Raw genomic sequence first — 25,278 nt, 5'->3', positions numbered from 1 at the left:
GCCCGCCGTGGCAGCGGACGATCAGTCCTCCACGGCCTGCTTCAATTGCGCCAGGCCCTTGTCGAAATCCTTGCCGATCAGGGTGTCCATGCTGACAAATACATTCATGACCTTGCTGGCATACGGGGTGGGGCCGGTCATGGTCCAGTTGACCCGCGTTCCGTCCCCGTCGGGTGCCAGGGTGAAGATGGTGGTGTTGTGGCTGACGTAGGGCTGCAGGAAGTCGAGCTTGATCACGGTGCGCTCGGGGCCGGGCGCCTCGATGATTTCCATGCGGCCGGCGCCCACCTTGTCATTGCCCTGCCACGCATAGCGCGCGCCCTTGCCGCTGTCCGGGCCGCTGTAGGTGCGCTGCATGCCGGGATCGAGCGTTTCCCAGGGCGACCAGGTTTTCCACTCGCGGAAATCGGTGATCAGCGCGGCGATCTTCTGCGGCGGCGCCTTGATGCTCACTTCGCGCTGCACCTTGAAGATATCCGGCTTGGTGGTGGCAAAGCCGAGCACGCCGGCAACGAAAATGGCAATCAGCAGCAAGGTCTTCTTGATCATATGCTCTCCAATGCTTGATAGGGATACCGACAAATCGGTTCAATCTTAGCAGATGCGCGCACGGCTGCGCATGTCGTTTGTCGGCTGCGGCTGGCGTCCGCTAGAATGCTGCTTTGCAAGAATTTGAAACCAGGGAATCATGATTCAACGTACCATCGCCAGGCTCGGCCTGGCGTGCGGCCTGCTGGCGACAGCGCTGGCCGCGAACACCGCCTGGGCCGCCGCCTGTCCCGCACATTATGTCGATGGCCGGCCGCCCGAAATCACCAATCCCAAGCTGGACGTATCGACCACCGAGCTGTGCTACACCGTGTTTGGCGTCATGCATTCCGGTGTCACGCGCACGCCGCTGTGGTCGGCCGAGCACCTGACGGCCAGCAATGTCGAAGCGGCGCAGGATTTGTCGCGCGAAAACTCGTTTCATGCGGAACGCAAGCTGCCCGCCGGCCAGCGCGCCGAACTGGCCGATTATGCGCGCAGCGGCTTCGACCGCGGACATATGGCGCCGAATGGCGACATGCCCGACCGCCGCAGCCAGCAGGACAGTTTTACCCTGGCCAATATGGTGCCGCAAGATGCGCGCAACAACCGCTATGTATGGGCCGGCATCGAAGGCGCCGTGCGCAAGATGGCCAAGAAGGAAGGCGCGCTGTATGTGATCACAGGGCCGGCCTTTATCGGAGGCAACTTGCGCAAAGTGGGCCGGGTGCTCGTCCCCAGCCATTTGTACAAGGCCGTCTACAGCCCGCGCCAGGGCGCCGGCGCCGCCTACTTTATCGCCAACACCGATACCAGGGACTATGAAGTGCTGAGCATCGCCCAACTGGAAGACAAGCTTGGCATCAATCTGTTACCGTCGCTGACGCGCCAGCAAAAGCTGCGCATGCTCAGCTTGCCCAAGATCAACAGCAAAAAGTTCAAATAAGGCCACCCCATGTGCGCAAAAAAATTCGTTCCCTACGCCAATGAAAGCGATGTGCTCAATATCGGCACTTTGAGCGTGGAAAACCGCCTCGACCGCGTCAGCCTCAGTGGCGACCTGGACCTGACCCTGGACCAGGCCGGCCTGGCACTGGCCAAACAGCTGCACAAGCTGCTCGGCGAGGTGGTGGCGCAACTGGAACAGCAGGAACTGCCCAAGCAGTTGCCGCCGCCCGAGGTCAAGACGGTCGACAATCCGTTCGAGTGATGCCGGCCATGGATGGCGCACAATTCGCCGGCCACTGCAATGCACTGAGGGCTGAGCTGGTCAACGATTTCACGCAGCGTGCGTCCGGCAGCGAAGTTGCCGCCAAGATCGCCACGCTGGGACTCGATGATCAGCAGGCGCTGCAGCTGACAGCCATTCTGGACACGGTGGTGCGCGACACGCTGTACACCATGCTGCTGGCCTTGGACGGCGCGGCCAGCCTGGGCGGTTGCCAGCAACAGTTTACGGTGACGGACGAGGACGGCAATGTCATCGAGGATATCGAAGCGGCGGCGTGGGAATGTTTCCATGGCGATGGCGGTTCATGATGTCAGCATGCTGACCAGCCTGGCGGCCGCGTTGTCGCCGGTCAGCAGCCGTTGTAGCTGCTCGCCCTCCATGGCTGCCTGTGCGCTGCGGCTGAACATGGCCTGCTCATAACTTGCCAATGCGGCCTCGACATCCTCCGGATGGGCGGCCAGGGCCTGGCCCAGCTCGGCGCCGTCCAGCATGGCCAGGTTGGCGCCTTCGCCATTCGGAGCGGCCAGGTGGGCCGCGTCGCCAAGCAGCGTGACGCCGGGCACCCGCTCCCAGCGGTGATCGACGGGCAGGGCGTACAGGGGGCGCAATAGCGGCGCCGTGTCGCTGTCTGTGATCAGGGCCGTCAATGCCGGCGCCCAGCCGTCGAATTGCCTTGCAATACGCGCGCCGGCCGCGGCCTGGTCCGTAAAATCGATATCGTCAAACCAGGCCAGCGGCCTGGCCAGCATGACATAGGCGTGCAAGGTCTCGCCGCGTTCGCGATGCGCCATGATCGAATGGCCCTGTGCCGGCGCGCACATCTGCCCGCCGCCGACGATCTGCGCGCTGGCCGGATGCCGCGCCCCGGCATCGTGCAGCCACGTTTCCACATACGAGGTGCCGATATAGCCGGGCGTCGCGCTCGATAACAAGGGCCGTACCCGCGACCAGGCGCCGTCGGCGCCCACCAGTAATGACGTTTCAACTGTGGCCCCATGCGCAAACGCGACGGCGTGACGGCCATTGCCCAGCGCAGCCACACTGCTGACCTTGTGATTCCATTGCACGGTACCGGCGGGCAAGGAATCGAGCAACATTTGCCGCAGCTCGCCACGCTGCACTTCCGGGCGCGTGCCCGAACCATCGTCGGGTTCGTCGAGCAGGACGGTGCCGTCGCGCTCCAGCACGCGCATCGCCTGCCGGCCTTCCAGGATCAGCGCGTGAAATTGTGCCATCAGCCCCGCCGCCTGCAGGGCCAGCTGGCCGTTGTAGTCGTGGATGTCGAGCATGCCGCCCTGCGCGCGCGACGTGGCGCAGGCTTCCGCTTCGTAGACCGTGGCGGCGATGCCGTGCAGATGCAGCACGCGGGCCAGCACGAGGCCGCCCAGGCCCGCGCCGATAATGGTGACCGGTGTTTTCATGGTGATTTTTCCTGGTTGATCATGGTTTGGAACGTTGTTCCAATATATTGGAATGGAATTCCATTTGTGTCAAGATGCGGCATGACTGAAAAAACACCACGCCGTCCCCGCCGCGACGATGCGCTGTCGCGCGAGCGCATCATTGCCGCCTCGATCGAGTTGCTCGACAGCGGAGGCGAGGCCGCGCTGACCTTCCGCACCCTGTCCGAACGGCTGGCCACCGGGCCGGGCGCCATCTACGGGCATATCGCCAGCAAGCACGACCTGCTGGTGGCGGCCTGCGACGCCATCGTGTCGCGCACGGTGGACCTGGGTGCGGCGGGCGCGGCGCCCGCGCAGACCGTGCGCGGCGTGGCGCTGGCCATGTTCGACGCGATGGATGCGCACCCCTGGATCGGTGCGGCGCTGACCTGGACGGCGGGGCAATTGACGATGGTGCGCATTATCGAATGCCTGGGCCAGCAGGTGCGCGCGCTGGGCGTGGCACCGGAAAAACACTGGGCCACCATCTCGGCCTTGCTGAACTACATACTCGGCGTCGGCGGCCAGAACGCCGCCAACGCCCAGGCCGCCCGTCTGCGCGGCGCCGGCCGGGCCGAGGTACTGGGTGCGGTGGCCGCCAGCTGGTCGCAGCTCGATGCGCAAGCCTATCCCTTCGTGCGCAGTGTCGCGGCGCAGATGAGCGCGCACGACGACCGTGCTGATTTTCTGGTGGGAATCGACCTGATCCTGGAAGGCATGGTGTCGCGCGCCGGCCACTGACCGCGGATCCGTCTGGCAATTTTCTTCCGCATGCCCTAGAATGCCCCTGTCGGAAAAGGCAGATTTGGTCATAGGTAAGCCCAAATCCTTTCATCGCCCATGATGAAAGTTCTGTTCCTTGCTTTATGCATGAGTCCCCTCGACGAATCTGGATGCCGTTTGGCGTCCGTGGTTCGTCCGTGTGGTTCTCATGTCGATGAACCGCTCCGGTCGGGCCAAGCCCAGGAGCAGTACATGCATTATCCCCAAGCGGCGACCTCGCTCGCCACCCGTTTTTCCGCCATCTTCAAAGGCCGCAGCGGCATTTTGCTGCTGTCCGTCTTTCTCAATTTCGCCGGTTTTACCCTGATTATTCCCGTGCTGCCGTTCTCGGTGGCGCGTTATGTTGTCGCCGGCGAGGTCGCTTTCTGGGTCGCGCTGATCCTGGCCGTATACGCGCTGTGTTCGTTTGTTGCCGCGCCCGTGCTGGGGGCGCTGAGCGACCGCCATGGCCGGCGCCCGGTACTGCTGCTGTCGCTGTGCGGCTCGGCCCTCGGTTTTGCTGTGTTCGGTATCGGCGGCGCGCTGTGGGTGCTGGTGCTGGGGCGCGTGATGGAAGGCCTGACGGCCGGCAGCATTTCCACCCTGTACGCCTATGTCGCCGATACCCATGCCCCGGCCGAGCGCGGACCCGCGTTTGGCCTGCTGGGCGTGGCCGGCGGTCTCGGTTTCATGCTGGGGCCGGTGCTTGGCGGCTTGCTGGGGCAGCTATCATTGTCCGCGCCGCTGTATGGCGCCAGCGCGCTGGCGCTGGTGAACGCCTGGCTGGTCCAGCGCTACCTGCCGGAAAGCCTGCCTCCTGGCAAGCGCAGTGCGCCCCCTCAAGGCGGCCGCTTCAACGCCATCAGCCAGCTGGCCGCAGCCCTGCGTGAACGGCGCCTGCGCCTGCTGTTCGGCGTGGTGTTCTGTTTTGCCTTCGGCAGCGTGGTGCTGCAATCGAACCTGGCGGTGATGCTGAAGGAGTTGCTCGCTTTCGGGCCCGCCGCCATCGGTTTCGTGCTGGCCGGTATCGGCGTGATGGATATCGTCAGCCAGGGGCTGGTCGCGACCTGGCTGCTGCCGCGCTTTGGCGAACGGCGCGTCGCCACGGCCGGCCTGCTGATCAATGCGTGCGGCTTGCTGCTGCTGGCACTGCTGGGCCTGTTTCCCGTGCTGCCGCTGCTGGCTGGCGGCATCGCCATGTTCACCTTCGGCGACGGCCTGTTTCAGCCGTCCGTCAGCGCGCTGATCGCCGACGCGGCGCCGGCCGGACGCCAGGGCGAGGTGCAGGGCGCGAACCAGGCGCAACAGTCGATTGCGCGCATGGGCGGTCCGCTGGCCAGCGCCTGGCTGTATGGCCTGCATGCGGGGGCGCCGTATGCGGTGGCGGCGACGGCGGTGCTGCTGGCCGCCGCCGCGCTGGGCCGGCGCAAACCGCAAGGCCAATAAAAACGCCTCCCGAGGGAGGCGCTTGCCTGCAACTGCTGCTACGGATTAAAACGTGTAGCGGGCATTGAAGGAGAAGTAACGGCCATAGTTGTTGTGCAGGCCTTCGTTGTAGCCGGTGGTGGCGTAACCCGGATCATACGGTGCGGCGCGGCGCGGCCGTGCTGCGGCTGCCGGCATTGCCTGGCTGGACGGTCCCGTAGTAGCAATACGATTGCGGGTAGATGGTGCCGCCGTCGCGGTACTTGCCTGGATCAGGCTGTGGTGCGGACGGGAATCGGGCTGCCGTGGCGCCGCCCGAAAAAATGCTGGAAGTTGAAGCGATCGAGCAAATGGAAGGCCATCTGCTCGTCAGTGAGGTGGCGCCACTGCTGCATCAGCAGCGCCCGCGCAAACTAGCGCGAGAGTTCTGCGCGGATGATTGCTGCGCCCGCACTGAGGGCATTCAGTTTGCCTCTTGCCACGTCACGCGGCAAGGGCGCCATGCCACAGTTGGTGGAAGGGTAGAGCTTGTCGGCATCGACAAATTTCAGCGCCTTGCGCAGGGTGTCGGCGACTTCCTCTGGCGTTTCGACGGTATTGCTGGCCACGTCAATCGCCCCGACCATCACTTTTTTGCCGCGTATGAGTTCAATCAGGTCGATCGGAACAAGCGAGTTGTGGCATTCCAGCGAGATGATGTCGATACTCGATTGCTGCAGCTTGGGGAACGATTCTTCATACTGGCGCCACTCGGAGCCCAGCGTCTTTTTCCAGTCCGTATTGGCCTTGATGCCGTAGCCATAGCAAATATGGATGGCGGTTTCGCATTTCAGCCCTTCAATCGCCCGTTCCAGGGTGGCAATCCCCCAGTCATTGACCTCGTCGAAGAAAACATTGAAGGCGGGTTCGTCAAACTGGATGATGTCGACGCCGGCGGCCTCCAGTTCCCTGGCTTCCTGATTGAGGATCTTGGCAAATTCCCAGGCCAGTTTTTCGCGGCTCTTGTAGTGGCTGTCATACAGCGTATCGATCATCGTCATCGGACCCGGCAGGGCCCATTTGATCGGTTGGCTGGTCTGCCGGCGTAGAAACTTGGCGTCTTCGACAAACACCGGCTTCTGGCGGCTCACGGCGCCGACGACTGTCGGCACGCTCGCATCATAGCGATCACGGATCCTGACGGTCTCGCGTTTTTCAAAATCAACGCCGTTCAGATGCTCGATGAACGTGGTGACAAAATGCTGGCGGGTCTGCTCGCCATCGCTGACGATATCGATGCCCGCGTGCTGTTGTTCCTGCAGTGACAAACGCAGAGCATCTTGTTTGCCCTCGATTAATTCTTCGTCTTGCAGTTTCCACGGCGACCAGAGTTTTTCAGGTTCGGCCAGCCAGGAAGGTTTCGGCAAGCTGCCGGCAGTTGAAGTAGGCAATAATTTTTTCATGATGGATGACTTTGTATGTTGGTTAATCAGAGCGCGTAATTCGCAGCCCATTGTTCGAGAATATTTTTATATGGCTTGATGAAGTGCTCTTCCGTATATTTTCCCTGTTTGACGGCCAACTGGCTGCGCTCTTCCCGGTCGTAGACAATTTGCGTCAATGAATAATCCTGGTTCTTCAGGCTGGGTTGATAAAACTTCCCCGCCGCGGAATTGGCATTGTAGATCTCGGGACGGTAAATCCTCTGAAATGTTTCCATCGTGCTGATGGTGCCGATCAGTTCAAGATTGGTGTAGTCGCCAAGCAGGTCGCCGATAAAATAAAAGGCCAATGGTGCGGAACTGTTGGGCGGCATGAAATAGCGGACCTGCATGCCCATTTTTTCGAAATATTGATCCGTCGACGAGAATTCATTCTGTTGATACTCGACCCCCAGGATGGGATGCTGATTCTCGGTCCGATGATAAGTCTTGCTGCTCGAGGCGCTGATGCAGATCACCGGCGGCTTCTTGAAATGCTCTCGGTAAGTGCTTGACTTGACAAAGTGCCTGAACAGCTTGCCATGGAAATCGCCGAAATTATCGGGCGTGCTGAAGCTGGATTTGTTATTGTTGTACTCTGGCAGCAGCACGCTGAAGTCGTAGTCGCGCACGTAGGATGAAAAGTTATTGCCTGCAATGCCATCGATGCGCTCGCCGGTTTTTTTATCGATGATATTCGGTTTCAATATCTCGATCAACGGCAGCGCATTATTGCTGCCTTCGGCATCAATATTCATCTCGACCGAAATGATGTCGAGCTCGACAGCATAACGATCGCCGTTCGGGTTGTCCCAATGCGCCAGGTTGTTGAAACGATTGGCGATCATCCTCAGCGTATTGCGCAAGTTTTCCTGGCGGCTTAGTCCTCTGGCCAGATTGGCAAAGTTGGTCGTCATGCGCGTATTATCTGCCGGATGATAGTTTTCATCGAAACAAATGCTCTTGATGCTGAAGGTAAAATCTTTGCTCATGGTGATCTGGTGTCCTGATTTCTGCCAAAAATCTGAATAGGTTTATTCAGTGTTTTAAATCTTGTTGTTGTTCTTCCCGCTCGACAGTATTTATAATGACTGTGATGATGAGTATTGCGTATTTTATGCCGAGTTATTGACATGCGTAAAGTGAATTGATCTCATTCAAGTATTAGTAAAATTCATGTTGAGTATGGGGATGCATGCCAACCGTGAATGGGTGGCAAACTGGTGCTTCCGCAGGAGGGCCGGCAGCGCGCGGCAATTGACGGTTGGGAAGGGGATGTGCCGGCGAATCTGGTCGAATCGCCGGCTGGTACGTATCCGGCCTGCTTCAGCAGGCTGGACGGGGCGAGCGCCCTGCGGCGGCCATCGGGTGGCCGCCGCTGTCGACTGCGAACTTACCTGGCAAACGCCTGCGCCGCAGGCGTGACCACGATGGCTGCCGGCTGGATGTTCAGCTTCATCGCGCCGATCACCTTGTCTTCATCGAGCAAGGCTTGCGGCTTGTTGCCGTCGTACTTGATCGGCGAGAACGCATCGCTGGCCAGCTTTTCCTTCAGGCCGGCCGCATCCTTGGCCACCATCACCACCGACAGGTTCTGCGCCGACAAGTGCCGTTTGATGGCGCTGTTCACGTCAAGCACCGTCAGCTTCGACAGGCCATCGCGCATCAGCTTGGTGAACTCGGGCGTGCCATACCATTGCGAGTCGAGCGCATAGCCCAGTTGCTGGTCCTGCGTCGAGGTCATCACGAAGACGTTTTTCATCAGGTAGCCACGGGTGGTCTCGAACTGTTCCTGCGTCAGGCCGTTGTCGACCAGCTTGCCCAATTCCGTCAGGGCCACGCGCAGCGCGAAGTGGGCGTTTTCCGGCGCGACCGGGCGGATCCAGATTTCAAACAGCTGCGCCTTGCGGCCCAGGTTGGGGCTGGGGAAGAACTGGTTCATGCCGCGCGGGAAGGCTTCGATATACGCATAGTCGCCATAGTTCATGCCGCGGATTTCACGGATGCGCTGGTACAGATAGGAGTTCGACGCGCGGTGTTCGCCGAGCCAGGTTTTCGCCAGCCACAGGGCCGGGAAGTCCGGATGCGTGCGTGTCACGTCGAGCGGCAGGCCGAAGGAAATCGCGGTGGCGCGCGTGTTTTTCTCGATGATCTCCACTTGCAGGCCCTGCGCCTTGTGGCCCACCGGTTTCACGCTGGCCGGCAAGCCAGGACCGCTTGGGAGCTGCGCCAACGCCTGCGTCAGCGAAGCCGTCATGCCGTCGGAGACGTCGCCGGAGATGCCGACCTTGACCGCACCTTGTGCGTAGGCGCTCTTCCAGAACTGTTTCACGTCGTCCAGGGTGATCGCCTCGATGCCGGCCAGGGTGCCCAGCACCGGATGGCCATACGGCGTGCCCGCATACACATTGGTTTGCAGGCGTTCCTTGGCGAATTCTTCCTCGTTATTGTCCTTCAGGTCCAGCAGCAGCGCGTTCTTCTGGCCATCCTTGAGGCGGCGGAAATCGTCCTCGCGGAAACCCGGCGACAGCAGCTGCGGCAGGGCGATCTGGTTGAACTGCGCCCAGTTATCCCTGTGGATGGCACCCGTAAACGTCGTCATTTCCTTGTCGGTCTGCTGGCTGAAGCTGCCGGCCAGCGGGAACAGGGCCTGGTTGATCTCGTCGATCTTGCGCTGGCCAGATCCGCCCGAGGCCACCATCGCGGCCGTCAGCGCGGCCAGGCCTTCCTTGCCCTGCGGGTCCTGCGCCGAGCCTACCGTAAACAGCAGCTTGTAGCGGATTTGCGGCAAGCTCGATTTTTGCACCAGCACGTCGAATTTCGCCGTCGGCGCGGCCGGCAGCAGGCTGGCCAGCTTTGGCGTGGTGGCGATGGCGGACGGCATGGCCTGGTTCGACAGGGTGGTGACGACCAGGCGCTCGTCCGTCAGATAGGCGCGCGCGGCCGCTTGCAGGTCGGCTGGCGTGAGGGTGTCGAGCAGGCGGTAGTACTGGTTGATGGTGGCATAAGACCGGTCGAAATGCACGTAGGAGGCCAAGGTGCCGGCGATCTGCTCGGTATTGTCGAGCGAGCGGATCAAGCCGTATTTTTGCGCCGACTTGGCGTCCGCCAGGTCCTTGTCGCTGACTGGCGTGTCGCGCAATTGCGCCACGGTCTTCAGGATGGCGTCGCGTACGTACACGGCGTCATCGATGTTTTTCACGCGCGCGCCGATCACGGCCAGGGTCGGATCGACCCGGTTCGGCGTCATGTCGAACAGCTGATCGACCTTCTGTTCGTTCTGCACCAGGCGCTGGTACAGCGGCGAGGTGCGGCCGAACGACAGCGACAGCAGGGTCGCCAGCGCGGCCTGGTCCTTGTCTTTCACGGAAAACGCCGGTGCGTGGAAGCCCACCGCCACCCAGGGCAGGGTCGGTGTCGGCCAGGCGACATGGCTGTAGACGGGGCCACGTGGCGCCGGTTCCGCCGGCACGGCCGCCTGCTGCTTGCCGCGCTGCCATTTGCTCCAGTATTTTTCCACCAGCGCGATGGCTTTTTGCGGCTCGACGTCGCCGGCGATGATGATGGTCGTGCGTTCCGGCCTGTACCAGCGGTCGAAGAACAGCTTCGAATACGCGTACTGGTTCGGCATGTCTTCGATGTCCTTGATGAAGCCCATCGTCGTATGCTTGTAGGTATGCGTGGTGTAGGCGCTGTCGCGCATCACTTCGAACAGTTTCGACACCGGATTGGCGCTGTTCTTGTTGTACTCGCCCAGCACGGCGCGCGATTCGGTCTTGAAGGCGTCTTCCGGATAATCGAGGTGCTGGAAGCGGTCCGCTTCCACCTTCAGCACGGTTTCCAGGTCGTCTTTCGCGAAGGTGGTGTGGTAATTGGTCAGGTCGTCGCTGGTGTAGGCGTTCTGGCGCGCGCCGGCCCTGGTGATGATCTCCTGGTATTGCTCGGGCGGATAAGCCTTGGTGCCGCGGAACATCATATGTTCAAAAAAATGCGCAAAGCCGGACTTGCCCGGCTCGACTTCATTGCGCGAACCGGTCTGGACGGGAATCTGCAGCGAGACGATATTCGGAAAACCGGTCGGCACGACGATGATTTTCAGGCCATTGGCCAGCGTTTTTTCGGTCGCCCTGAACGGCAGCAGGTCGGCCTTGGCGGCGGCAGCGCTTTTGGCGCTGGCAGGTTTGCCCGGCGGGGTGGTGGCCGCTTGCTGGGCGATGGCGGATGACGCCATGGCCGACAAAGCCAGGGCAAATGCAGGAATCATTCTTGACACGTAGGGCTCCTTCTTTCGGGATAAGTTGAAAGTGCAACGCCGCAGCATAGAATAATCTTGCTGTCGTGCATAGGGGAAGCCGAGCGTGTCAAAAGCCGGGGCGCAGTATGCGGTTGGTCAGGTGTTCGAGGAAGTTGCGCTGGGTGGGCAGGAACATGCGGATATAAATCGTTTTGCTGGCCTGCTCATGGTGATACACCACGCGGCCCTGCTCGCATATGCGCTGGCGTATCAGCATGCCGACGGCAGCGGCTTCGGTAACGGGTGCGCCGCTGTCGGGGAATTGTTTCAGGTCCGTCAGCAAGGTTTTGAAGGCGGCCCTGAATGCCGCACAGGCTGGCGCGCCATGACGGGCCTTGAAGTCATGGCACAGTTCCTTGAAGTCCAGCTCGGCACTTTTCAGCATGACGATGCGGGTCATGTCAATCCTGGTCGAGCCGGGCCAGGAAATCGTCTTCCGTCACGGTGTCGCCGCGCGCGATGTCGGCATTGCCCATGGCGATCAGCTTCATGAACGCATGCTGTTCACGCAATTGCCGCAAATGGCGCTTGTTTTCCTGGTAGGCGTGCATGGACAGCGCCACCATCTTGGCTTCGCCATTTTGCGTGATGATGATGGGATCATGCTGGCCACTATCGAAACCGCTGACGATCTCGGTCGTATTGGCTTTTAAATAGGAAATGGGTTTGATGCGTTCGGTGGCGTCCATGCTGGCTCCCATCATGATTGGGTTGATGCGACCAAATATATATCAAATTTGGTCTTGTGGCATGTCAGCAGCTTGCCACTTCAGGCAAACTGATGCGATTGCGGCCCAGGTGCTTGGCGCGGTACAGCGCGCTGTCGGCCGTATGGATCAGTTGCGCCGGTTCCGTGCCAACGCCGGGCAGGGCGGTGGCCGCGCCGATGCTGACGGTCACGCACGGCGTGCCGGCATGGTCGCTTGGCAACCGCAGCCGCTCCACGCGATGGCGTATGCGCTCGGCCACGATGGCGGCGCCTTTCAGGGACTGGTTTGGCAGGATCACGGCGAACTCTTCGCCGCCGTAGCGTGCCACCAGGTCGTTGCTGCGCATCTCGCTGGCCACCGCGCCGGCCACCCTGCGCAGGCAATCGTCGCCCTTCATGTGGCCGTGGCTGTCGTTGTATTGCTTGAAATTGTCGACGTCGACCATCAGCAGGGACAAGGGCAGTTGCTGGCGCTGGGCGCGTTGCCATTCCGCCTGCACGGTGTCGTCGAAACAGCGGCGGTTGGCCAGGCCCGTCAGGCCGTCGTGCATGGCCAGGCGTTCCAGCGCGGCCTGGGCGCGCTTCTCCTCGGTGATGTCGCGCAGGGTTTCCACCACGGCGATCAGCTCGCCATGCTTGCCATAGATGGGGCTGGCGTCCACCGCCAGGTAGCGGCGCCGGCCCGTGCGCGGCATGTCGCACCAGTTTTCGGCGCACAGGTTCTCGCCGGTGCCGCTGCGGCAGGACTGCTGGCCGGCAGGCACGGGCAGCGTGTTGCCGTGTCCGGCCAGCAGCAGGTCGGCCAGGGTCGGCCGCCGCTGCGCATAGAAGCAGCGCCAGTGCTGGTCGCCACCGAGCACCTCGGCGGCCGGCACGCCCGTCAGCTGTTCGCAGGCGCGGTTCCAGATCATGATCTTGCCGTGGGCATCGAGGACAAAGGTCGGTACGACCAGCATTTCCATCATCTTGACGGCAAAATCATGCGATGCGGCATAAGGCGCTGCTGGCGCCGCATGCATGCTTGCGTGGGTGTCCGGCATGGGTGCTTCCTTGCGTGAGGTGGTGGCGGGAGTGGGCAGGGGTTAATGATGCAGTGCGGCAAGTAATAGATATTGATAAATGGCAATAAATAGCCATCGTCAAGCGACTCGGACCGGCGCTGCGCCTTGCCCGGCCAGCATCGGCAGCGACAGCTGCAAGGTGGTGCCGGCACCGACCCGGCTGGCGAGGCGCAGCACGCCGCCCGCTTCCTGCAGGCGTTCTTCCATGCCGGCCAGTCCACAGCCGGTGCGCGCCGTCACGTCGCGCATGCCGATGCCATTGTCGGCGATATACAGTTGCAGCAAGCTGCCCTGGCATTGCAGGCGCACCTGCACCTGCGTGGCCTGCGCATGGCGCGCGATATTGGCCAGCGCTTCCTGCAGTGCGCGGTACAGCACGGTTTCATGCAAGCCCAGGCTGGCCTGGTGTGCATCGGCCAGCACGAAGGCGTGTTTGACGGGAATGCCGGTGGCGCGCGTGAACTCCGCCAGCAGTTGACGCAGGGCGGCTTGCGGACCCTGCTCCAGCGCGGGCGGGCGCAGGCCGGCGATCACGCAGCGCAAGGCCGCAATGCTCTTGTCGATATTGCCGGCCATGAACTGCATGGTCTGGGTCAGGCGGGTTGCGGGGCCGTCGGCATGGGCCTGCAAGCTGGCGACATCCATTTTGAGCGTCAGCAGATACTGGCCCAGGTCATCGTGCAAGTCGCGCGCCAGGCGGCGGCGCTCCCGGGCCTGGATGTGTTGCCGGTCAGCGGCCATCTGGTCAAGCTGGCGACGGGCCAGATGCAGCGCGTGTTCCGCTCGCTGCAGCGTTACCTGGTCGTCCTGCATTTGCGCGTACAGCTCACGCAGGCGCCACAGCAGCAGCAGGGCGATCACGCCCAGCAGCACGGCGCACGCGCTGAGCAGGTTGACAAGGTGGTTCGCGGACTCGCTGGCGGCAGGCATGCAGTTCCCCGGGCGCAAGGTGTTTTCCATTCGGCAATATCATTAATTAAAAATACAGTTGCGGGAAGCGGCCCGGTTTGCGCCGGCGCAAACCGGGCGCAAAATGCTGCACTGCAGGTGGCGAGTGTTGTTTCCGTGCCCAGGCCATGGCCGGCACGGCGTTTGCACGGGAAGCGCCGCGCCAGCTTATAATAGAGGGTTGTCAATCGGCTTTTGCGGCCCAGGCCAGGTTTGCCCGCCCATGCGCGAGGGCGCCGGCCCGCTCTTAGGAAATACAGTGACTTATAGCATCAAAGAGATTTTTTACACCCTGCAGGGCGAAGGTGCGCATGCGGGCCGTCCCGCCGTGTTCTGCCGCTTTTCGGGCTGCAACCTGTGGACCGGCCGCGAAAGCGACCGCGCCAGCGCCGTGTGCCAGTTCTGCGACACGGATTTCGTCGGCACCGACGGTGAACTGGGCGGCAAGTTCAAGACGCCGCAGGAACTGGCCGCGCTGATCGACAGCCTGTGGCCCACCAGCTACACGGCCAGCAAATACGTGGTGTTTACGGGCGGCGAGCCGCTGCTGCAACTCGATACCGCGTTGATCGCCGCCATGCACGCGGTCGGCTTTACCATCGCCATCGAAACCAATGGCACCTTGCCGGTGCCCGATGGCGTGGACTGGATCTGCGTCAGCCCGAAGATGGGTTCCACCTTGGTGGTGCACAAGGGCAATGAGATCAAGGTGGTGATCCCGCAATTCCAGCAAGACCTGGCCGCTTACGAACAGCTGGACTTCGAGAATTTCTATGTGCAAGCCATGGATGGCCTGCTGGCCGCGCAAAACATGAAGCTGGCCATCGAGACCTGCAAAAGCAATCCGAAATGGAAGCTGAGCCTGCAAACCCATAAACTCCTGCAAATACCTTAATAAAAACACTATGCTGACTATCACACGCAAGCTCGAATTCGACGCGGGCCACCGCATTCCCGACCATAAAAGCCAGTGCCGCAACCTGCACGGCCACCGCTATACGGTGGAAATCACCCTGGTCGGCAAGGTCATCGAAGCCGAAGGCAATTCCGACAACGGCATGATCATGGACTTTTCCGACGTCAAGACGCTGGCCAAGCAACACCTGGTCGATGTCTGGGACCATGCCTTCCTGGTCTATGAAAAAGACACGGCCGTGCGCGACTTCCTGGCCAGCCTGCCCGACCATAAAACCGTCGTCATCGACCGCATTCCCACGGTGGAAAACCTGGCCCGCATCGCTTTCGAGATCCTGAAGGCGGCGTTTACCGACCATTTCGGCACCGGCTTGCACCTGCACAAACTGGTGCTGCATGAAACCCCGAATTGCTGGGCTGAAGTCACCGATGACTGACACGCCGGTGCACGACACTGACGCACGATACATGCAGCTGGCGCTGGACCAGGCGCAGCATGCCTGGGACCTGGGCGAGGTGCCGGTCGGCGCCGTCGTCGTCAAGGATGGCGAGGTGATCGCGGTGGGCTACAACCAGCCCATCGGCCGGCATGACCCGACCGCGCACGCCGAAATCATGGCCCTGCGCGCGGCGGCCGACAAGCTGGGCAACTACCGGCTGCCCGGCTGCGAACTGTACGTGACGCTGGAACCGTGCGTGATGTGTTCCGGCGCCATGCTGCATGCGCGCCTGTCGCGCGTGGTGTTTGGCGCCTCTGATCCAAAAACGGGCGCCTGCGGCTCGGTGCTGAACCTGTTCGAACAGCCGGCGCTGAACCACCAGACGGCGCTGGCCGGCGGCGTGATGGCGGCGGAATGCGGCGACTTCCTGCGCGCCTTTTTTGTCGAGCGCCGCCGGGCCCAGGCCGAGGCGCGCAAGCTGGCCGCTGCAAAAGCGGAATAAGCCACGGCAGGGTGACATGTGGTCACTCTGCAATTAATATTCTTTGATAACTGTTGCGAAATAACATCTACATGGCCAATATGGTCATTCTCAAATGAGAATGATTCGTGTTACAGTATCACTTCCCCTTCGCCAGCGAATTGCCCACACAGCCATGATGCAACGTGGTCCAGAGCCAGCCCTCACTCTGACACCGGACCATCATGACCATCGTGCCACTGCAGCGTAGCGCTGCGCCTGTCGTACCCCAAGCCTTCCTTGCCGCCCGTCGTCCCAACCTGGTGCTGCGCGCCGCCTTGCTGAGCCTGTTTGCCGCGCCGCTGCTACCGGCGCAGGCCCAAACCGCCGCGCCGGTTGCCGTGAATGCCGGCACGGCCGCGCAGGAACCATCGAAACTGCCGACCTTTCCCGAAATCGTCGTCAACTCGCGCCAGGAATACGAGCGCCGCGCCGGCAGCAAGACCGTGATCCGCAGCGAAGACCTGGAACGCCAGAACGTGACGGAAATGGGCGGCATCGTGCGCTACCAGCCGTTGATCAGCGCGCCGGTGGCCAACTCGGGCGGCGGCAATGTGTGGGATGGCGCCGGCAATACGGGCTACAACATCCGCGGCCTGGAAGGCAACCGCGTCAGCCTGGACGTCGACGGCATTGCGCTGCCCGATGCGGCGCCGAAACCGGACGGCTCGACCCTGAACGCCTTTGGCACCGGCCGCGATTATTTTGATCCTGAAACTTTCCGCGAAGTGCGCATCGATTCGGGCACCACCGCCGTCAGCGGCGCCAGTCCTGGTTTGGGTGGCGGCGTCAGCTTTATTACCAAGTCGCCGGAAGACTACCTGGGCGAAGGGCAGGACACGTATATCGGCTACAAATTCGGCCGCACCACCGCCAACCGCAGCAATGCCCATACCATAACCGGCGCGGCCAAGATCGGCGCGGCCCTGCAGGGCCTGGCGGTATATGTGCGCCGCGATGGCGACGCCACCGACAGCGCCGGCAGCACGCCGGTCAATCCGGACGACTGGCACTCGAACGCCTTGCTGTCCAAGCTGGTGTGGGCCTTGCCGGGCGAACAGAAGCTGGACCTGACGATCGACATGTTCGAGCGCAAGAACAAGCGCGACGTCAACAACAAGATCACGGCCGCCAGCTATCCGGACGGCATCTTCCAGGATTCGACCACGCGCCGCACCCGGGTCAGCCTCGGCCACGACGTGGTGCTCAAGGACCTGGCCCTGTTCGACCGCCTGACCTCGAAGGTCTATGTGCAGAATTCGAAGATCGAGGACCACACCGACGCGCGCTATATCTCGCAACGGGTGCTGTACCAGCGCGCCATCGACACCAGCTTCAAGAATGACACTATCGGCCTGACCAGCGAAGCGTTCAAGCAGGTCAATGAGGCCAATGCCCTGGTCTACGGCCTGCAGATCGAACAGAACAAGGCGCGCCGCCCATGGCTGGAAGACCGTACCGTGGTGGCCACCGGCGTGCACCAGATCACGCGCAAGAACCGTATGGCCGACATGGACAGCAGCAAGCTGGCGCTGTATGCGCGCGACGACTACACCTTCAGCCTGGGTGGCAAGAAGGCCGTGCTGACGCCGGGGCTGCGCGTCGAACGCCGCACGCTGGACCCGAAGAACCTGCAGAACTATGTGATCGCCGTGCCGGCCGCGGCGAAGGAAATCCGCAAGGAAAGCGATACCACCGTCACCCCGAGCCTGGCCCTGTCGGTGGAAGTGCTGCCGCAGATCGACGCCTATGCCACGTTCAGCCGCGGCACGCGCTTGCCGACGGCGGCCGAGCGTACCGGCACCTATGATTCGTTCAGCTACACGGGCACCGGCACCGGTTACGCCGTGCTGGGCAACCCGAACTTGCGCAAGGAAACCAGCAACGCCTATGAACTGGGCGTCAAGGGCGATGTCGTGAAAGGCCTGGCGCTGCACGCTTCCGTCTACCGTACCGACTACAAGGACATGGTCGAATACGTGGGGCAGGACCCGGATCCGGTCAATTACCCCACCATCGTGCAAGGCCTGTTCCGTCCTGAAAATGTCGGCAACGCCCGCACCTGGGGCGGCGAGCTGGCGCTGCGCGCGCAACTGGGCGCGTTTGCGCCAGGCTTGCAAGGCTATCGGCTTGAGCTGGCCACCGGCGTGGCCAAGGGCCGCGCCACCAATAGCCAGACCGGTTTGCGCGACGGCCTGGCGTCGGTGGCGCCGGCCAAGACTGCCTTGACTTTCGGCTACGACCACGCGAACCAGCTGTTCGGCCTGGCGCTGACGGCCGTGCATGCGGACAGCAAGCAGGCGCCCAATGACGTGATTTCGGGCGTGACGACGGCCCGCTACAAGGTGCCGGCATATACCATCTTCGACCTGTCGACCTACTGGAACGTGCACAAGAACGCCAAGATCATCGTTGGCGTGTACAACCTGACGGACCGCAAATACTGGGACTACGCCGCTTCGCGCACCTTGGCGGCCGGCACGTCGGCGGCCAACCTCAGCGAAATCCAGCGCTATGCCAAGCCGGGCCGTAACGTTGCGGCCAGCCTGAGCGTCAATTACTAAGCAGTTTTTCACCAAGAGCGGCGCTATCCGTGCCGCTCTTTTCTTGTTCAACAACATGGACTATTCATGACCTTATCCAAACTCGTTCTTTCCCTGCTAGGCAGCCTGCTGATCGCAAACGTTTCCTCAGCACAGGCCCCAGCCAACCTGGCGGAACGCTGGTCCACCTTGCGCACCGAACAGCCCAAGCTGCAGATCCGCGATGCGGCGCGCGCCCTGGGCGCCTCGGAAGCGCAGCTGCTGGCGACCAATCTCGGCCAGGGCGTCACGCGCCTGCAGGCCGATGGCAACCAGCCGCGCGAAATCATGCGCGCCGCGCTGGACCTGGGCCTGGTGCAAGCCATCACGCGCAATGAAAACGGTGTGATCGAAACCACCGGCGTTGCCAGCAAATTCAAGCAGGCCGGCGACAAGTCGGACCAGACCGATGCCAAGCAGGATCCCGAAAAAGAAGCGCGCGAGCGCAATATCGCCGGCGGCTACCTGGGCGGCGCGATCGACCTGCGCTTTCACTTTGAAAACTGGAAATACGCGTTTGCCGTGGCCCAGCCGGGCCGCGACGGCAAGCTGTCGCGCAGCCTGCAATTTTTTGACGCCCAGGGCGACTCGGTACACAAGGTCTATGTGCGCAGCGAGGCGGGCGTGGCCGTGTTCGACCAGCTGCTGGCCACATTCCGCGCGCCGCAGCAGGACAGCCAGCTGAACGTGCTGGCCGCCGTGGCCAGGCCGGCGGAAAAGCCCGACGCCGAGGTCGACCTGAAGGAATTCCAGCTGGCCTGGAAAGAGATGACGGACGTGCACCAGTTTGCGCAAATCCTGCGTGAATTCAAACTCACCCGCGAACAGGCGCTGCGTTTGGCGCCGGCCGGCATGGTCGAACGCGTGACGCCGGAAGCGCTGCGCACCTTGCTCGACAAGGCGGCGAAAGACAAGGTCGCCATCATGGTCTTCCTCGGCAACCAGGGCCTGACGCAGATCTACAGTGGCAAGATAGCAAAAACCATGGCCGCCGGCGGTTTTTATAATGTGCTCGATCCCGACTTCAACCTGCATATCCGCGACACGGCCCTGCGCAGCGGCTGGGTCGTCAAGCGCGGCGGCGTGACCTCGATCGAGTTTTTCGACAAGGAAGGCACGCAGGTGCTGACCTTCTTCGGCGTGCGCGAGCGCGGCAAGCCGCAGCCGCAAGCGTGGAACGACCTGGCCGATAGCCTGCCGCGCGTCAAGTAATGCCGTTCCAGCCGTAAAATGCTATGCTGATCCCACGGCCGCGGCGCTGGTGCTCGCGGCCGTTGAACGGAAAGGCAATCATGGCAACTACCCAGGCCAACGGCCTCGATATCGCTTACGAAAGCCATGGCGATCCGCAAGACCCCTGCGTGCTGCTCATCATGGGCCTGGGCATGCAGCTGGTCGCCTGGCCAGACGCCTTTGTCGACGGCATCGTCGAACAGGGCTTTCGCGTGATCCGCTTCGACAACCGCGACGTCGGGCTGTCGAGCAAGATGACGCATGCCGGCAAGCCCAGCCTGCCACTGGCCTATCTGAAAAGCAAACTGGGCTGGCCTCTGAAAAGTTCCTATACGCTCGACGACATGGCCAACGATGCGCTGGGCCTGCTGTCGGCCCTGGGTATCGCCCAGGCCCACCTGGTCGGCGTGTCGATGGGCGGCATGATCGCGCAAGTGATGGCGGCGCGCGCCCCCGAGCGCGTGCCGAGCCTGGTGTCCATCATGTCGAGCAGCAGCCGGCGCGGCTTGCCTGGCCCGACCAGGGTGGCGCGTAATGCCTTGATGAAACGTCCGAAGGCGGACGCCAGCCAGGCCGAACTGGTGGCGCATATGGCTGCCACCGTGCGCGCCCTGGGCAGCCCCGCTTATCCCGTTGCCGACAAGGTGCTGCACCAGCGTATCGCGCTGGCGCTGGCCCGCGCCAACTGTCCCGATGGCGTGCTGCGCCAGATGGTGGCCATCGGCGCCTCGGGCGACCGGGTGGCCCTGCTGCCCACCATTGCCTGCCCGACCCTGGTGATACACGGCGCGGCCGACCCCTTGATCCCGCTCGCCTGCGGCATCGATACGGCCTCGCTGATTCCGGGCGCGCGGCTGGAAGTGATCGAAGGCATGGGCCACGACCTGCCGCCACAGCTGATCGAACGCATCCTCGCCTTGATCGATGTGCATCTGCACGGTAAGATGGCGCCCCAGATGCGCTCGCAGCCAGCCTGAGCGGAACACTCCTCCACTGTCCGGAACCACTATATTGAGTACTCCTGAAATCGGCATCGCCATCGTGGCGCCCGGCGGTTACGCGCCCGACGAGGCGGCGCTGGCGCGCGGCATCGCCCGCCTGCAGGCGCAAGGCGCCACCGTCCACAATTACTACGATCCGGCGCACAAGTTCCAGCGCTTCGGCGGCACGGAAGCAGGGCGCCTGGCGCAACTCAATGCCGCCGCGCAGGACCCCGAAGTGCAGGTGGTGCTGGCCTTGCGCGGCAGCTACGGTATCAGCCGCATCCTGCCCGAGATCGATTTCCAGGCCATGGCCGACAGCGGCAAGCTGTTTGTCGGCTACAGCGATTTCACGGCCTTCCACATGGGCCTGATGGCCAGGACCGGCCGCGCCAGTTTTGCCGGCCCCATGATCTGCGATGATTTTGTGCGCGACGAGCCGGAACAATTTACCCTGGACCAGCTGTGGTCCTGCCTGGCAGGTCCCACGCATACCGTCACGGGCGTATCGAATGGCAATCCCCAGGTCGATGTGCGTGGCAAGCTGTGGGGCGGCAACCTGGCCATGCTGGTGCATCTGCTGGGCACGCCGTATTTCCCCCAGATCGACGGCGGCATCCTGTTCCTGGAAGATGTCAACGAGCACCCCTACCGGGTCGAGCGCATGCTGCTGCAACTGCTGCATGCGGGCGTGCTTGGCCGCCAGCAAGCCGTGCTGCTGGGCGACTTTTCAGGCTATAAACTGGGGCCGATGGAGAACGGCTACGATTTCGAGGCCATGCTGGCCTATGTGCGTGGACACCTGCCCGTGCCGGTGCTGACGGGCCTGGAATTCGGCCATATCCGCCGCCGCGTGACCTTGCCGTTCGGCGGCCACGCGCACTTGCGCTCGAATGACGCCGGTTTCACCCTGCGGGTAGAGGATTATCCGACCCTGGCGCGCGCCAGCCGATGAGCGTGCGGCCGGGCAGGCTGGCGCAACTCGATGTGCTGCGCGGCATCGCCGTGTTCGGCATCCTGCTGGTCAATATCTGGGGCTTTGCCTGGGGCACCTTGTCCTTGCGCTACGGTACCTTGCCCGCTTCCGCGCCTTGGCTGGACCAGGCCGCCATTTTCCTGGTGGCGGCCTTTGCCGATTTCAAGTTCTATCCCATCTTTGCCTTCCTGTTCGGCGCCGGCTTTGCGCTGCATACGCGCTCGCTCAGGCAGCAGCTGGGCAGCTGGCAGGCCGCACAAACGGCCTACCAGCGGCGGCTGCGCTGGCTGCTGCTGATCGGCCTGCTGCATGGTTTTTTGATCTGGAGCGGCGACGTGCTCAGCTCCTATGCGCTGGGCGGCATGCTGATCCTGTCGCTGGCGTCCGCCAGGCTGGGCCGCATCCGCAACCTGGCCTGGCTGCTGGCGGGCGGCTTCCTGCTGTTCATGGCCTTGCTGTATCCGGCCAGCCCGGGCATGACCGAGATTGATACCTCGCGCCAGTTGCAGGAGTTTGCCGGCCGCTATGCCATCTATACCGAGGGCGGCCTGCTGGCGGTGGCGGCCCTGCGCGTGCGCGACTATGCCATGCAGATGCTGTTCGTGATCGTGATGCTGCCGCATGTCATCGTGCTGTTCTCGCTGGGCATCTTGTCGGTGCGCCTGGGCTGGCTGACCGAGCCGCGGCGCCATCGCCATGTGTGGCGCCGCGTGCTCGCCGTTGGGCTGGGGCTGGGCTTGCCGTTCAACCTGCTGGCCGCCACGGTGCTGCTGCAGCAAACAATTGATCCATATCAAACAAACTACAACAGCACGCTGTTCGAGCTGCTGCTGTATGCAGGCGGGCCGCTGCTGGCGGCCGGCTATGTGGCGGCGCTGATGCTGGCCGGCCCCGCGCTGATGGCGGCACTGGCGCGCTGGCTGGCGCCGGTCGGGCGCATGGCGCTCAGCAATTACCTGGCGCAATCGCTGCTGGGCACTTTTCTGTTGCAAGGCTGGGGCCTGGCATGGGGCGCGCGCCTGCGCCCGATCGAGATGCTGGCCCTGGCGCTGGCCATCATGGTGGCGCAAATAGTTATCAGCCGCTGCTGGCTGGCGCGTTTCAGGCAGGGGCCGGTCGAGGCGCTGTGGCGGCGCCTGGCGCGCTAGAAATCAGTCCGCATTCCAGTCGAACGATGCCTGTCCCGGCGGTTGCGCCGGCGTCTTTCTGGCGCGGGCCGCCGGCACCAGCGGATTGTCGACCGCATGCCATGCGAACAGTTCGGCATCCAGCATGCAGGTGCGCGCCAGGTGCAGCGCTGCGTCCGGCGTCAGTGCGGGATCCAGCCAGCGGTGCGCGTCTTCGCGGCTGACGGCCACCGGCCGCCGGTCATGGATGTCGACCATGCCGCCCAGGCTGTCGGCCGTGACCAGTACGAAACCTGATTCCTCGCGGTGGTGCTTGAACGGGCCAAAGTGCGCCAGCACCAGCAAAAACAGCGGTGCACGGTCCTGGCGGTGGATATGCCAGGGCTGTTTCGCGCCCTTTTCACCGGTCCATTCATACCAGCCGTGCACGCAGACGATGCCGCGCCCGTTGCGCAGCAAGGGTTTCCAATAGCTGCCGGCCAGTTTTTCCAGGCGGGCGTTGATGGCGATCGGGATTTTCTTCCTGCCCGGCGCCGGTTCGGCGGCGGTGGCCCAGGCGGGGCGGTAGCCCCAGAACACATCATCGACACGGCGTACGCCGTTTTCGATATGCATCACCGGGCGGTAGGTGCCGGGCGACACATTCAGGTGCGGTTCGGCCTCGCTGTCGAAGACAGCGTCGGTCCAGCCGAAACTGGCGGCCTGCGTGCGCGCCGTGTCGTTCTGATCAAATCGTCCACACATGGCGAAATCATACCCGATCCGGGCGTCAACCGGGTTCGCATGCGCGGAATGTGGGCAAGCGTACAGACCATGATGCTGCGTTGCGGCACACTGGAGTCAAGTCAGGTGGCTGACGTTTTTTTAGCGGAGGAAATTATGATGTCGTTGGAAAATCCCACCATCCACAAAGGATTCACCATCAGTGCAACCGCTTCCCAGCGCCGTGACGGCCGCTGGGTAGGCTCGTTCATCAGCCAGAATCATGCCTGCGGCGCGTATGAGGACACCTGCGATTATGATGATTGCAGCAACGAAAAAGAGGCGCAGCAAGTGGCCTTGTCCATCGGCTGGCGCCTGGCCGACAGCGCACCGATGCGTTGATCCGGTTCAGCTCTGACGCTTGCGCCGCAAGGCGCACAGCAGGCAGACAAATGGCGCCAGCAGTGCCACCGGCAGCCTCACGGCCGGCTGCATGGCCAAGCCGGCGCCCACCACGTGCGGCAACAGCAGCAACAGCGGCACGCTGGGCAGGATGGCGGCGAGAAAAAACCAGTAGCCGGAATGGCCGTTCTTTTTGGCCAGCAAGGCGATCAGCGCGCAGGCGATCAGAAACACCAGCGGTACGTTCACATCTTCCATTCGTTCACTCAAGCAGCCATATCAACGCGGCATTATAACCGCTGCCGCCAGGCGATCAACCGGCGCGTATGGCGCGGATCTGCAGCGCCGTTTCCTCGATTTCACGGTAGGCTTCCTGCACATAGCCGGACACCGGATGAGCATCCATCCACGCAAAACATGCGGCCTGGTCATTCTTGATGGCAAACGGCAGATGGCGATCACGGATGGACTCGGCGGTTTCCCTGACCAGGGACGCAAACAGCAGTTCCAGCGTTTCCATGACAGTCTCCTCGCGGTGGTTCAACACAGAGTCATGAATCTAGCATGCGTGCAAGGGTGCCTGTGTGCGTTCGCGTACTTAACTGCTAGTCTTCGCGCGTATAGCGCCGCCTCTCGTAGCGCACGATGTCGAGCGCATATTCGGGATACGCCTGTTCGAACAGGAAATGGTCTTTTTCGTAGATGCAGAAGACGGCCAGCGGTTTGTCGTCTTGCGAGAAATAATTGTTATCGACACATACCACCGTCATGTCGGGACCACCGCATTTGACCCGGACGATATCGCCTTCATTGAACTGATTCATGGTTGCTGCTTTCAGGGCGCTATGGCAGGACAATACAACAAGGCTGCCGTCTGTTGCGGCAGTGTCTGCATCATAATCGATGGCGGTGGTGCTGAACAGGGAAAGCTGGCAAGGAAAACTGGCAGAGGCGCTCAGGCAGCCGGGTGGCCCAGGTGTTCGTACAGGATCAGGCAGCCGATCACGATCAGGATCAAACCACCCACCAGTTCGGCGCGCCGGCCGGCCACCGTGCCCAGCACGCGGCCCAGCATCACGCCGATGGTGACCATCACGAACGTGGAAAAGCCGATGGCGGCGGCCGTGACCAAAATATTAGCGCCCAGCAAAGCCAGGCCAGCGCCCACCACCATGGCGTCGATGCTGGTGGCAAAGCCGGTGACAGCCAGCACCCAGAAGGAATGGCTGCGTGCCGGTTCCTCTTCTTCTTCGGCATTGGACAAGGCATTGCGTATCATCAGCACGCCGATGATGCCCAGCAGGCTGAACGCCAGCCAGTGATCCCAGGCGGCCACGTAGGGCGCGGCCACGCGGCCCAGGGCCCAGCCGATCAGCGGCGTGATCGACTCGATCACGCCGAAGATCAGGCCGGTGCGCAGCGCCTCGCGCCATTGCGGCTTGTGCAGCGCGGCGCCCTTGCCGACGGCGGCGGCAAAGGCGTCGGTGGACATGGCGAGCGAGAGGGCGGCGGTGGCGGCAAAATTCATCGTTGGCTTTCAG

At 62.5% G+C, this 25,278-nt stretch carries 30 protein-coding genes; 14 read left to right on the top strand and 16 right to left on the bottom strand.

Annotated features, from left to right (window positions below):
* Positions 1–21: 21 nt before the first annotated feature.
* On the bottom strand, positions 22–549 hold the full coding sequence (locus tag Q8L25_RS21580; RefSeq protein WP_308921345.1) for an SRPBCC family protein: 528 nt from the start codon (positions 547–549) through the stop codon (positions 22–24).
* Positions 550–688: 139 nt separating this feature from the next.
* Here Q8L25_RS21580 and Q8L25_RS21575 point away from each other — a divergent pair, with 139 nt between their 5' ends.
* Genes Q8L25_RS21575 through Q8L25_RS21565 form a run of 3 tightly spaced genes read left to right on the top strand, consistent with a single transcriptional unit; the run spans position 689 to position 2,067 of the window.
* The gene (locus Q8L25_RS21575) at positions 689–1,474 is read left to right on the top strand and encodes a DNA/RNA non-specific endonuclease (RefSeq protein WP_308921344.1); all 786 of its coding nucleotides are present in this window, start codon (positions 689–691) and stop codon (positions 1,472–1,474) included.
* 9 nt (positions 1,475–1,483) lie between these two features.
* Positions 1,484–1,738, top strand: coding sequence for a hypothetical protein (locus Q8L25_RS21570; RefSeq protein ID WP_308921343.1), 255 nt, complete (start codon positions 1,484–1,486; stop codon positions 1,736–1,738).
* Positions 1,739–1,746: 8 nt separating this feature from the next.
* Positions 1,747–2,067: a hypothetical protein gene (locus Q8L25_RS21565; protein WP_308921342.1), complete on the top strand. Its 321-nt coding sequence runs from the start codon at positions 1,747–1,749 to the stop codon at positions 2,065–2,067.
* Here the strand turns inward: Q8L25_RS21565 and Q8L25_RS21560 are convergent.
* On the bottom strand, positions 2,062–3,180 hold the full coding sequence (locus Q8L25_RS21560) for an NAD(P)/FAD-dependent oxidoreductase (protein WP_308921341.1): 1,119 nt from the start codon (positions 3,178–3,180) through the stop codon (positions 2,062–2,064). The two genes, Q8L25_RS21565 and Q8L25_RS21560, sit on opposite strands and share 6 nt — an antisense overlap.
* An 81-nt stretch (positions 3,181–3,261) precedes the next feature.
* Between Q8L25_RS21560 and Q8L25_RS21555 the strand changes: the two genes are divergently transcribed.
* Positions 3,262–3,942 carry a helix-turn-helix domain-containing protein gene (locus Q8L25_RS21555; protein ID WP_308921340.1) on the top strand — a complete coding sequence of 227 codons (681 nt, stop codon included), beginning with the start codon at positions 3,262–3,264 and terminating at the stop codon, positions 3,940–3,942.
* 234 nt (positions 3,943–4,176) lie between these two features.
* Complete coding sequence (locus tag Q8L25_RS21550) at positions 4,177–5,409, top strand: MFS transporter (RefSeq protein ID WP_308921339.1); 1,233 nt, start codon at positions 4,177–4,179, stop codon at positions 5,407–5,409.
* A gap of 45 nt (positions 5,410–5,454) precedes the next feature.
* Here Q8L25_RS21550 and Q8L25_RS21545 read toward each other — a convergent pair whose 3' ends face one another.
* From Q8L25_RS21545 to Q8L25_RS21505, 9 genes are all read right to left on the bottom strand, one after another.
* The gene (locus Q8L25_RS21545) at positions 5,455–5,586 is read right to left on the bottom strand and encodes a hypothetical protein (RefSeq protein ID WP_308921338.1); all 132 of its coding nucleotides are present in this window, start codon (positions 5,584–5,586) and stop codon (positions 5,455–5,457) included.
* A 74-nt stretch (positions 5,587–5,660) separates the two neighbouring features.
* Complete coding sequence (locus Q8L25_RS21540) at positions 5,661–5,783, bottom strand: hypothetical protein (RefSeq protein WP_374694190.1); 123 nt, start codon at positions 5,781–5,783, stop codon at positions 5,661–5,663.
* 18 nt (positions 5,784–5,801) lie between these two features.
* Positions 5,802–6,830 (bottom strand): methionine synthase, encoded by a 1,029-nt coding sequence (locus Q8L25_RS21535; protein WP_308921337.1) that lies wholly within the window; start codon positions 6,828–6,830, stop codon positions 5,802–5,804.
* A gap of 26 nt (positions 6,831–6,856) precedes the next feature.
* The gene (locus Q8L25_RS21530; RefSeq protein WP_308921336.1) at positions 6,857–7,840 is read right to left on the bottom strand and encodes a DUF1852 domain-containing protein; all 984 of its coding nucleotides are present in this window, start codon (positions 7,838–7,840) and stop codon (positions 6,857–6,859) included.
* A gap of 401 nt (positions 7,841–8,241) precedes the next feature.
* Positions 8,242–11,112: a pitrilysin family protein gene (locus Q8L25_RS21525; RefSeq protein ID WP_308925772.1), complete on the bottom strand. Its 2,871-nt coding sequence runs from the start codon at positions 11,110–11,112 to the stop codon at positions 8,242–8,244.
* Positions 11,113–11,209: 97 nt separating this feature from the next.
* On the bottom strand, positions 11,210–11,542 hold the full coding sequence (locus tag Q8L25_RS21520; RefSeq protein WP_308921335.1) for a hypothetical protein: 333 nt from the start codon (positions 11,540–11,542) through the stop codon (positions 11,210–11,212).
* A gap of 1 nt (position 11,543) precedes the next feature.
* Complete coding sequence (locus tag Q8L25_RS21515; RefSeq protein ID WP_308921334.1) at positions 11,544–11,831, bottom strand: type II toxin-antitoxin system Phd/YefM family antitoxin; 288 nt, start codon at positions 11,829–11,831, stop codon at positions 11,544–11,546.
* A 64-nt stretch (positions 11,832–11,895) separates the two neighbouring features.
* Positions 11,896–12,891 carry a diguanylate cyclase gene (locus tag Q8L25_RS21510; protein WP_308921333.1) on the bottom strand — a complete coding sequence of 332 codons (996 nt, stop codon included), beginning with the start codon at positions 12,889–12,891 and terminating at the stop codon, positions 11,896–11,898.
* Positions 12,892–12,990: 99 nt separating this feature from the next.
* A complete protein-coding gene (locus tag Q8L25_RS21505; RefSeq protein ID WP_308921332.1) occupies positions 12,991–13,842 on the bottom strand; it encodes a sensor histidine kinase in 852 nt (283 codons plus the stop codon).
* A gap of 277 nt (positions 13,843–14,119) precedes the next feature.
* On the opposite strand from Q8L25_RS21505, the gene queE reads away from it, so the two are divergent.
* From queE to Q8L25_RS21465, 8 genes are all read left to right on the top strand, one after another.
* Entirely contained in the window at positions 14,120–14,755 is a 636-nt protein-coding gene (gene queE / locus Q8L25_RS21500) for a 7-carboxy-7-deazaguanine synthase (RefSeq protein ID WP_308921331.1), read from the top strand.
* Between the two features lie 10 nt (positions 14,756–14,765).
* Entirely contained in the window at positions 14,766–15,212 is a 447-nt protein-coding gene (queD, locus tag Q8L25_RS21495; protein WP_035819191.1) for a 6-carboxytetrahydropterin synthase QueD, read from the top strand.
* A complete protein-coding gene (gene tadA / locus Q8L25_RS21490) occupies positions 15,205–15,717 on the top strand; it encodes a tRNA adenosine(34) deaminase TadA (RefSeq protein WP_308921330.1) in 513 nt (170 codons plus the stop codon). Before queD ends, tadA begins: the two co-directional genes overlap by 8 nt.
* 203 nt (positions 15,718–15,920) lie before the next feature.
* A complete protein-coding gene (locus Q8L25_RS21485; protein ID WP_308921329.1) occupies positions 15,921–18,299 on the top strand; it encodes a TonB-dependent hemoglobin/transferrin/lactoferrin family receptor in 2,379 nt (792 codons plus the stop codon).
* A 66-nt stretch (positions 18,300–18,365) separates the two neighbouring features.
* Entirely contained in the window at positions 18,366–19,529 is a 1,164-nt protein-coding gene (locus tag Q8L25_RS21480; RefSeq protein WP_308921328.1) for a ChuX/HutX family heme-like substrate-binding protein, read from the top strand.
* Between the two features lie 80 nt (positions 19,530–19,609).
* A complete protein-coding gene (locus Q8L25_RS21475) occupies positions 19,610–20,527 on the top strand; it encodes an alpha/beta hydrolase (protein ID WP_308921327.1) in 918 nt (305 codons plus the stop codon).
* Between the two features lie 34 nt (positions 20,528–20,561).
* Positions 20,562–21,485 carry a muramoyltetrapeptide carboxypeptidase gene (ldcA, locus tag Q8L25_RS21470; protein WP_308921326.1) on the top strand — a complete coding sequence of 308 codons (924 nt, stop codon included), beginning with the start codon at positions 20,562–20,564 and terminating at the stop codon, positions 21,483–21,485.
* Complete coding sequence (locus tag Q8L25_RS21465) at positions 21,482–22,654, top strand: DUF418 domain-containing protein (protein ID WP_308921325.1); 1,173 nt, start codon at positions 21,482–21,484, stop codon at positions 22,652–22,654. The genes ldcA and Q8L25_RS21465 overlap by 4 nt, the downstream gene beginning before the upstream one ends.
* Before the next feature lie 3 nt (positions 22,655–22,657).
* On the opposite strand, the gene Q8L25_RS21460 is transcribed toward Q8L25_RS21465, so the two are convergent.
* Positions 22,658–23,377, bottom strand: a complete 720-nt coding sequence (locus Q8L25_RS21460; RefSeq protein WP_308921324.1) for an SOS response-associated peptidase family protein — start codon at positions 23,375–23,377, stop codon at positions 22,658–22,660.
* Positions 23,378–23,446: 69 nt separating this feature from the next.
* Between Q8L25_RS21460 and Q8L25_RS21455 the strand changes: the two genes are divergently transcribed.
* Positions 23,447–23,737, top strand: coding sequence for a hypothetical protein (locus tag Q8L25_RS21455; RefSeq protein ID WP_308921323.1), 291 nt, complete (start codon positions 23,447–23,449; stop codon positions 23,735–23,737).
* Positions 23,738–23,743: 6 nt separating this feature from the next.
* Here Q8L25_RS21455 and Q8L25_RS21450 read toward each other — a convergent pair whose 3' ends face one another.
* From Q8L25_RS21450 to mntP, 4 genes are all read right to left on the bottom strand, one after another.
* Positions 23,744–23,995, bottom strand: coding sequence for a hypothetical protein (locus Q8L25_RS21450; protein WP_308921322.1), 252 nt, complete (start codon positions 23,993–23,995; stop codon positions 23,744–23,746).
* Between the two features lie 55 nt (positions 23,996–24,050).
* Complete coding sequence (locus Q8L25_RS21445) at positions 24,051–24,257, bottom strand: hypothetical protein (RefSeq protein ID WP_308921321.1); 207 nt, start codon at positions 24,255–24,257, stop codon at positions 24,051–24,053.
* 85 nt (positions 24,258–24,342) lie between these two features.
* Positions 24,343–24,561 (bottom strand): DUF2158 domain-containing protein, encoded by a 219-nt coding sequence (locus Q8L25_RS21440; RefSeq protein ID WP_308921320.1) that lies wholly within the window; start codon positions 24,559–24,561, stop codon positions 24,343–24,345.
* 131 nt (positions 24,562–24,692) lie between these two features.
* Entirely contained in the window at positions 24,693–25,265 is a 573-nt protein-coding gene (mntP, locus tag Q8L25_RS21435; RefSeq protein ID WP_308921319.1) for a manganese efflux pump MntP, read from the bottom strand.
* Between the last annotated feature and the right edge of the window lie 13 nt (positions 25,266–25,278).

The organism is Janthinobacterium sp. J1-1 (assembly GCF_030944405.1).
Taxonomy (GTDB): Bacteria; Pseudomonadota; Gammaproteobacteria; order Burkholderiales; family Burkholderiaceae_D; genus Janthinobacterium.
This window is presented reverse-complemented; position numbering and strand designations above follow the sequence as displayed.

Bases quoted from the DNA above. Each gene is read 5' to 3' on its own strand.
- Q8L25_RS21580 (WP_308921345.1), bottom strand. From the start codon at position 549: ATGATCAAGAAGACCTTGCTGCTGATTGCCATTTTCGTTGCCGGCGTG.
- Q8L25_RS21575 (WP_308921344.1), top strand. From the start codon at position 689: ATGATTCAACGTACCATCGCCAGGCTCGGCCTGGCGTGCGGCCTGCTG.
- Q8L25_RS21570 (WP_308921343.1), top strand. From the start codon at position 1,484: ATGTGCGCAAAAAAATTCGTTCCCTACGCCAATGAAAGCGATGTGCTC.
- Q8L25_RS21565 (WP_308921342.1), top strand. From the start codon at position 1,747: ATGGATGGCGCACAATTCGCCGGCCACTGCAATGCACTGAGGGCTGAG.
- Q8L25_RS21560 (WP_308921341.1), bottom strand. From the start codon at position 3,180: ATGAAAACACCGGTCACCATTATCGGCGCGGGCCTGGGCGGCCTCGTG.
- Q8L25_RS21555 (WP_308921340.1), top strand. From the start codon at position 3,262: ATGACTGAAAAAACACCACGCCGTCCCCGCCGCGACGATGCGCTGTCG.
- Q8L25_RS21550 (WP_308921339.1), top strand. From the start codon at position 4,177: ATGCATTATCCCCAAGCGGCGACCTCGCTCGCCACCCGTTTTTCCGCC.
- Q8L25_RS21545 (WP_308921338.1), bottom strand. From the start codon at position 5,586: ATGCCGGCAGCCGCAGCACGGCCGCGCCGCGCCGCACCGTATGATCCG.
- Q8L25_RS21540 (WP_374694190.1), bottom strand. From the start codon at position 5,783: ATGCAGCAGTGGCGCCACCTCACTGACGAGCAGATGGCCTTCCATTTG.
- Q8L25_RS21535 (WP_308921337.1), bottom strand. From the start codon at position 6,830: ATGAAAAAATTATTGCCTACTTCAACTGCCGGCAGCTTGCCGAAACCT.
- Q8L25_RS21530 (WP_308921336.1), bottom strand. From the start codon at position 7,840: ATGAGCAAAGATTTTACCTTCAGCATCAAGAGCATTTGTTTCGATGAA.
- Q8L25_RS21525 (WP_308925772.1), bottom strand. From the start codon at position 11,112: ATGATTCCTGCATTTGCCCTGGCTTTGTCGGCCATGGCGTCATCCGCC.
- Q8L25_RS21520 (WP_308921335.1), bottom strand. From the start codon at position 11,542: ATGACCCGCATCGTCATGCTGAAAAGTGCCGAGCTGGACTTCAAGGAA.
- Q8L25_RS21515 (WP_308921334.1), bottom strand. From the start codon at position 11,831: ATGGACGCCACCGAACGCATCAAACCCATTTCCTATTTAAAAGCCAAT.
- Q8L25_RS21510 (WP_308921333.1), bottom strand. From the start codon at position 12,891: ATGCCGGACACCCACGCAAGCATGCATGCGGCGCCAGCAGCGCCTTAT.
- Q8L25_RS21505 (WP_308921332.1), bottom strand. From the start codon at position 13,842: ATGCCTGCCGCCAGCGAGTCCGCGAACCACCTTGTCAACCTGCTCAGC.
- queD (WP_035819191.1), top strand. From the start codon at position 14,766: ATGCTGACTATCACACGCAAGCTCGAATTCGACGCGGGCCACCGCATT.
- tadA (WP_308921330.1), top strand. From the start codon at position 15,205: ATGACTGACACGCCGGTGCACGACACTGACGCACGATACATGCAGCTG.
- Q8L25_RS21485 (WP_308921329.1), top strand. From the start codon at position 15,921: ATGACCATCGTGCCACTGCAGCGTAGCGCTGCGCCTGTCGTACCCCAA.
- Q8L25_RS21480 (WP_308921328.1), top strand. From the start codon at position 18,366: ATGACCTTATCCAAACTCGTTCTTTCCCTGCTAGGCAGCCTGCTGATC.
- Q8L25_RS21475 (WP_308921327.1), top strand. From the start codon at position 19,610: ATGGCAACTACCCAGGCCAACGGCCTCGATATCGCTTACGAAAGCCAT.
- Q8L25_RS21465 (WP_308921325.1), top strand. From the start codon at position 21,482: ATGAGCGTGCGGCCGGGCAGGCTGGCGCAACTCGATGTGCTGCGCGGC.
- Q8L25_RS21460 (WP_308921324.1), bottom strand. From the start codon at position 23,377: ATGTGTGGACGATTTGATCAGAACGACACGGCGCGCACGCAGGCCGCC.
- Q8L25_RS21455 (WP_308921323.1), top strand. From the start codon at position 23,447: ATGATGCTGCGTTGCGGCACACTGGAGTCAAGTCAGGTGGCTGACGTT.
- Q8L25_RS21450 (WP_308921322.1), bottom strand. From the start codon at position 23,995: ATGGAAGATGTGAACGTACCGCTGGTGTTTCTGATCGCCTGCGCGCTG.
- Q8L25_RS21445 (WP_308921321.1), bottom strand. From the start codon at position 24,257: ATGGAAACGCTGGAACTGCTGTTTGCGTCCCTGGTCAGGGAAACCGCC.
- Q8L25_RS21440 (WP_308921320.1), bottom strand. From the start codon at position 24,561: ATGAATCAGTTCAATGAAGGCGATATCGTCCGGGTCAAATGCGGTGGT.
- mntP (WP_308921319.1), bottom strand. From the start codon at position 25,265: ATGAATTTTGCCGCCACCGCCGCCCTCTCGCTCGCCATGTCCACCGAC.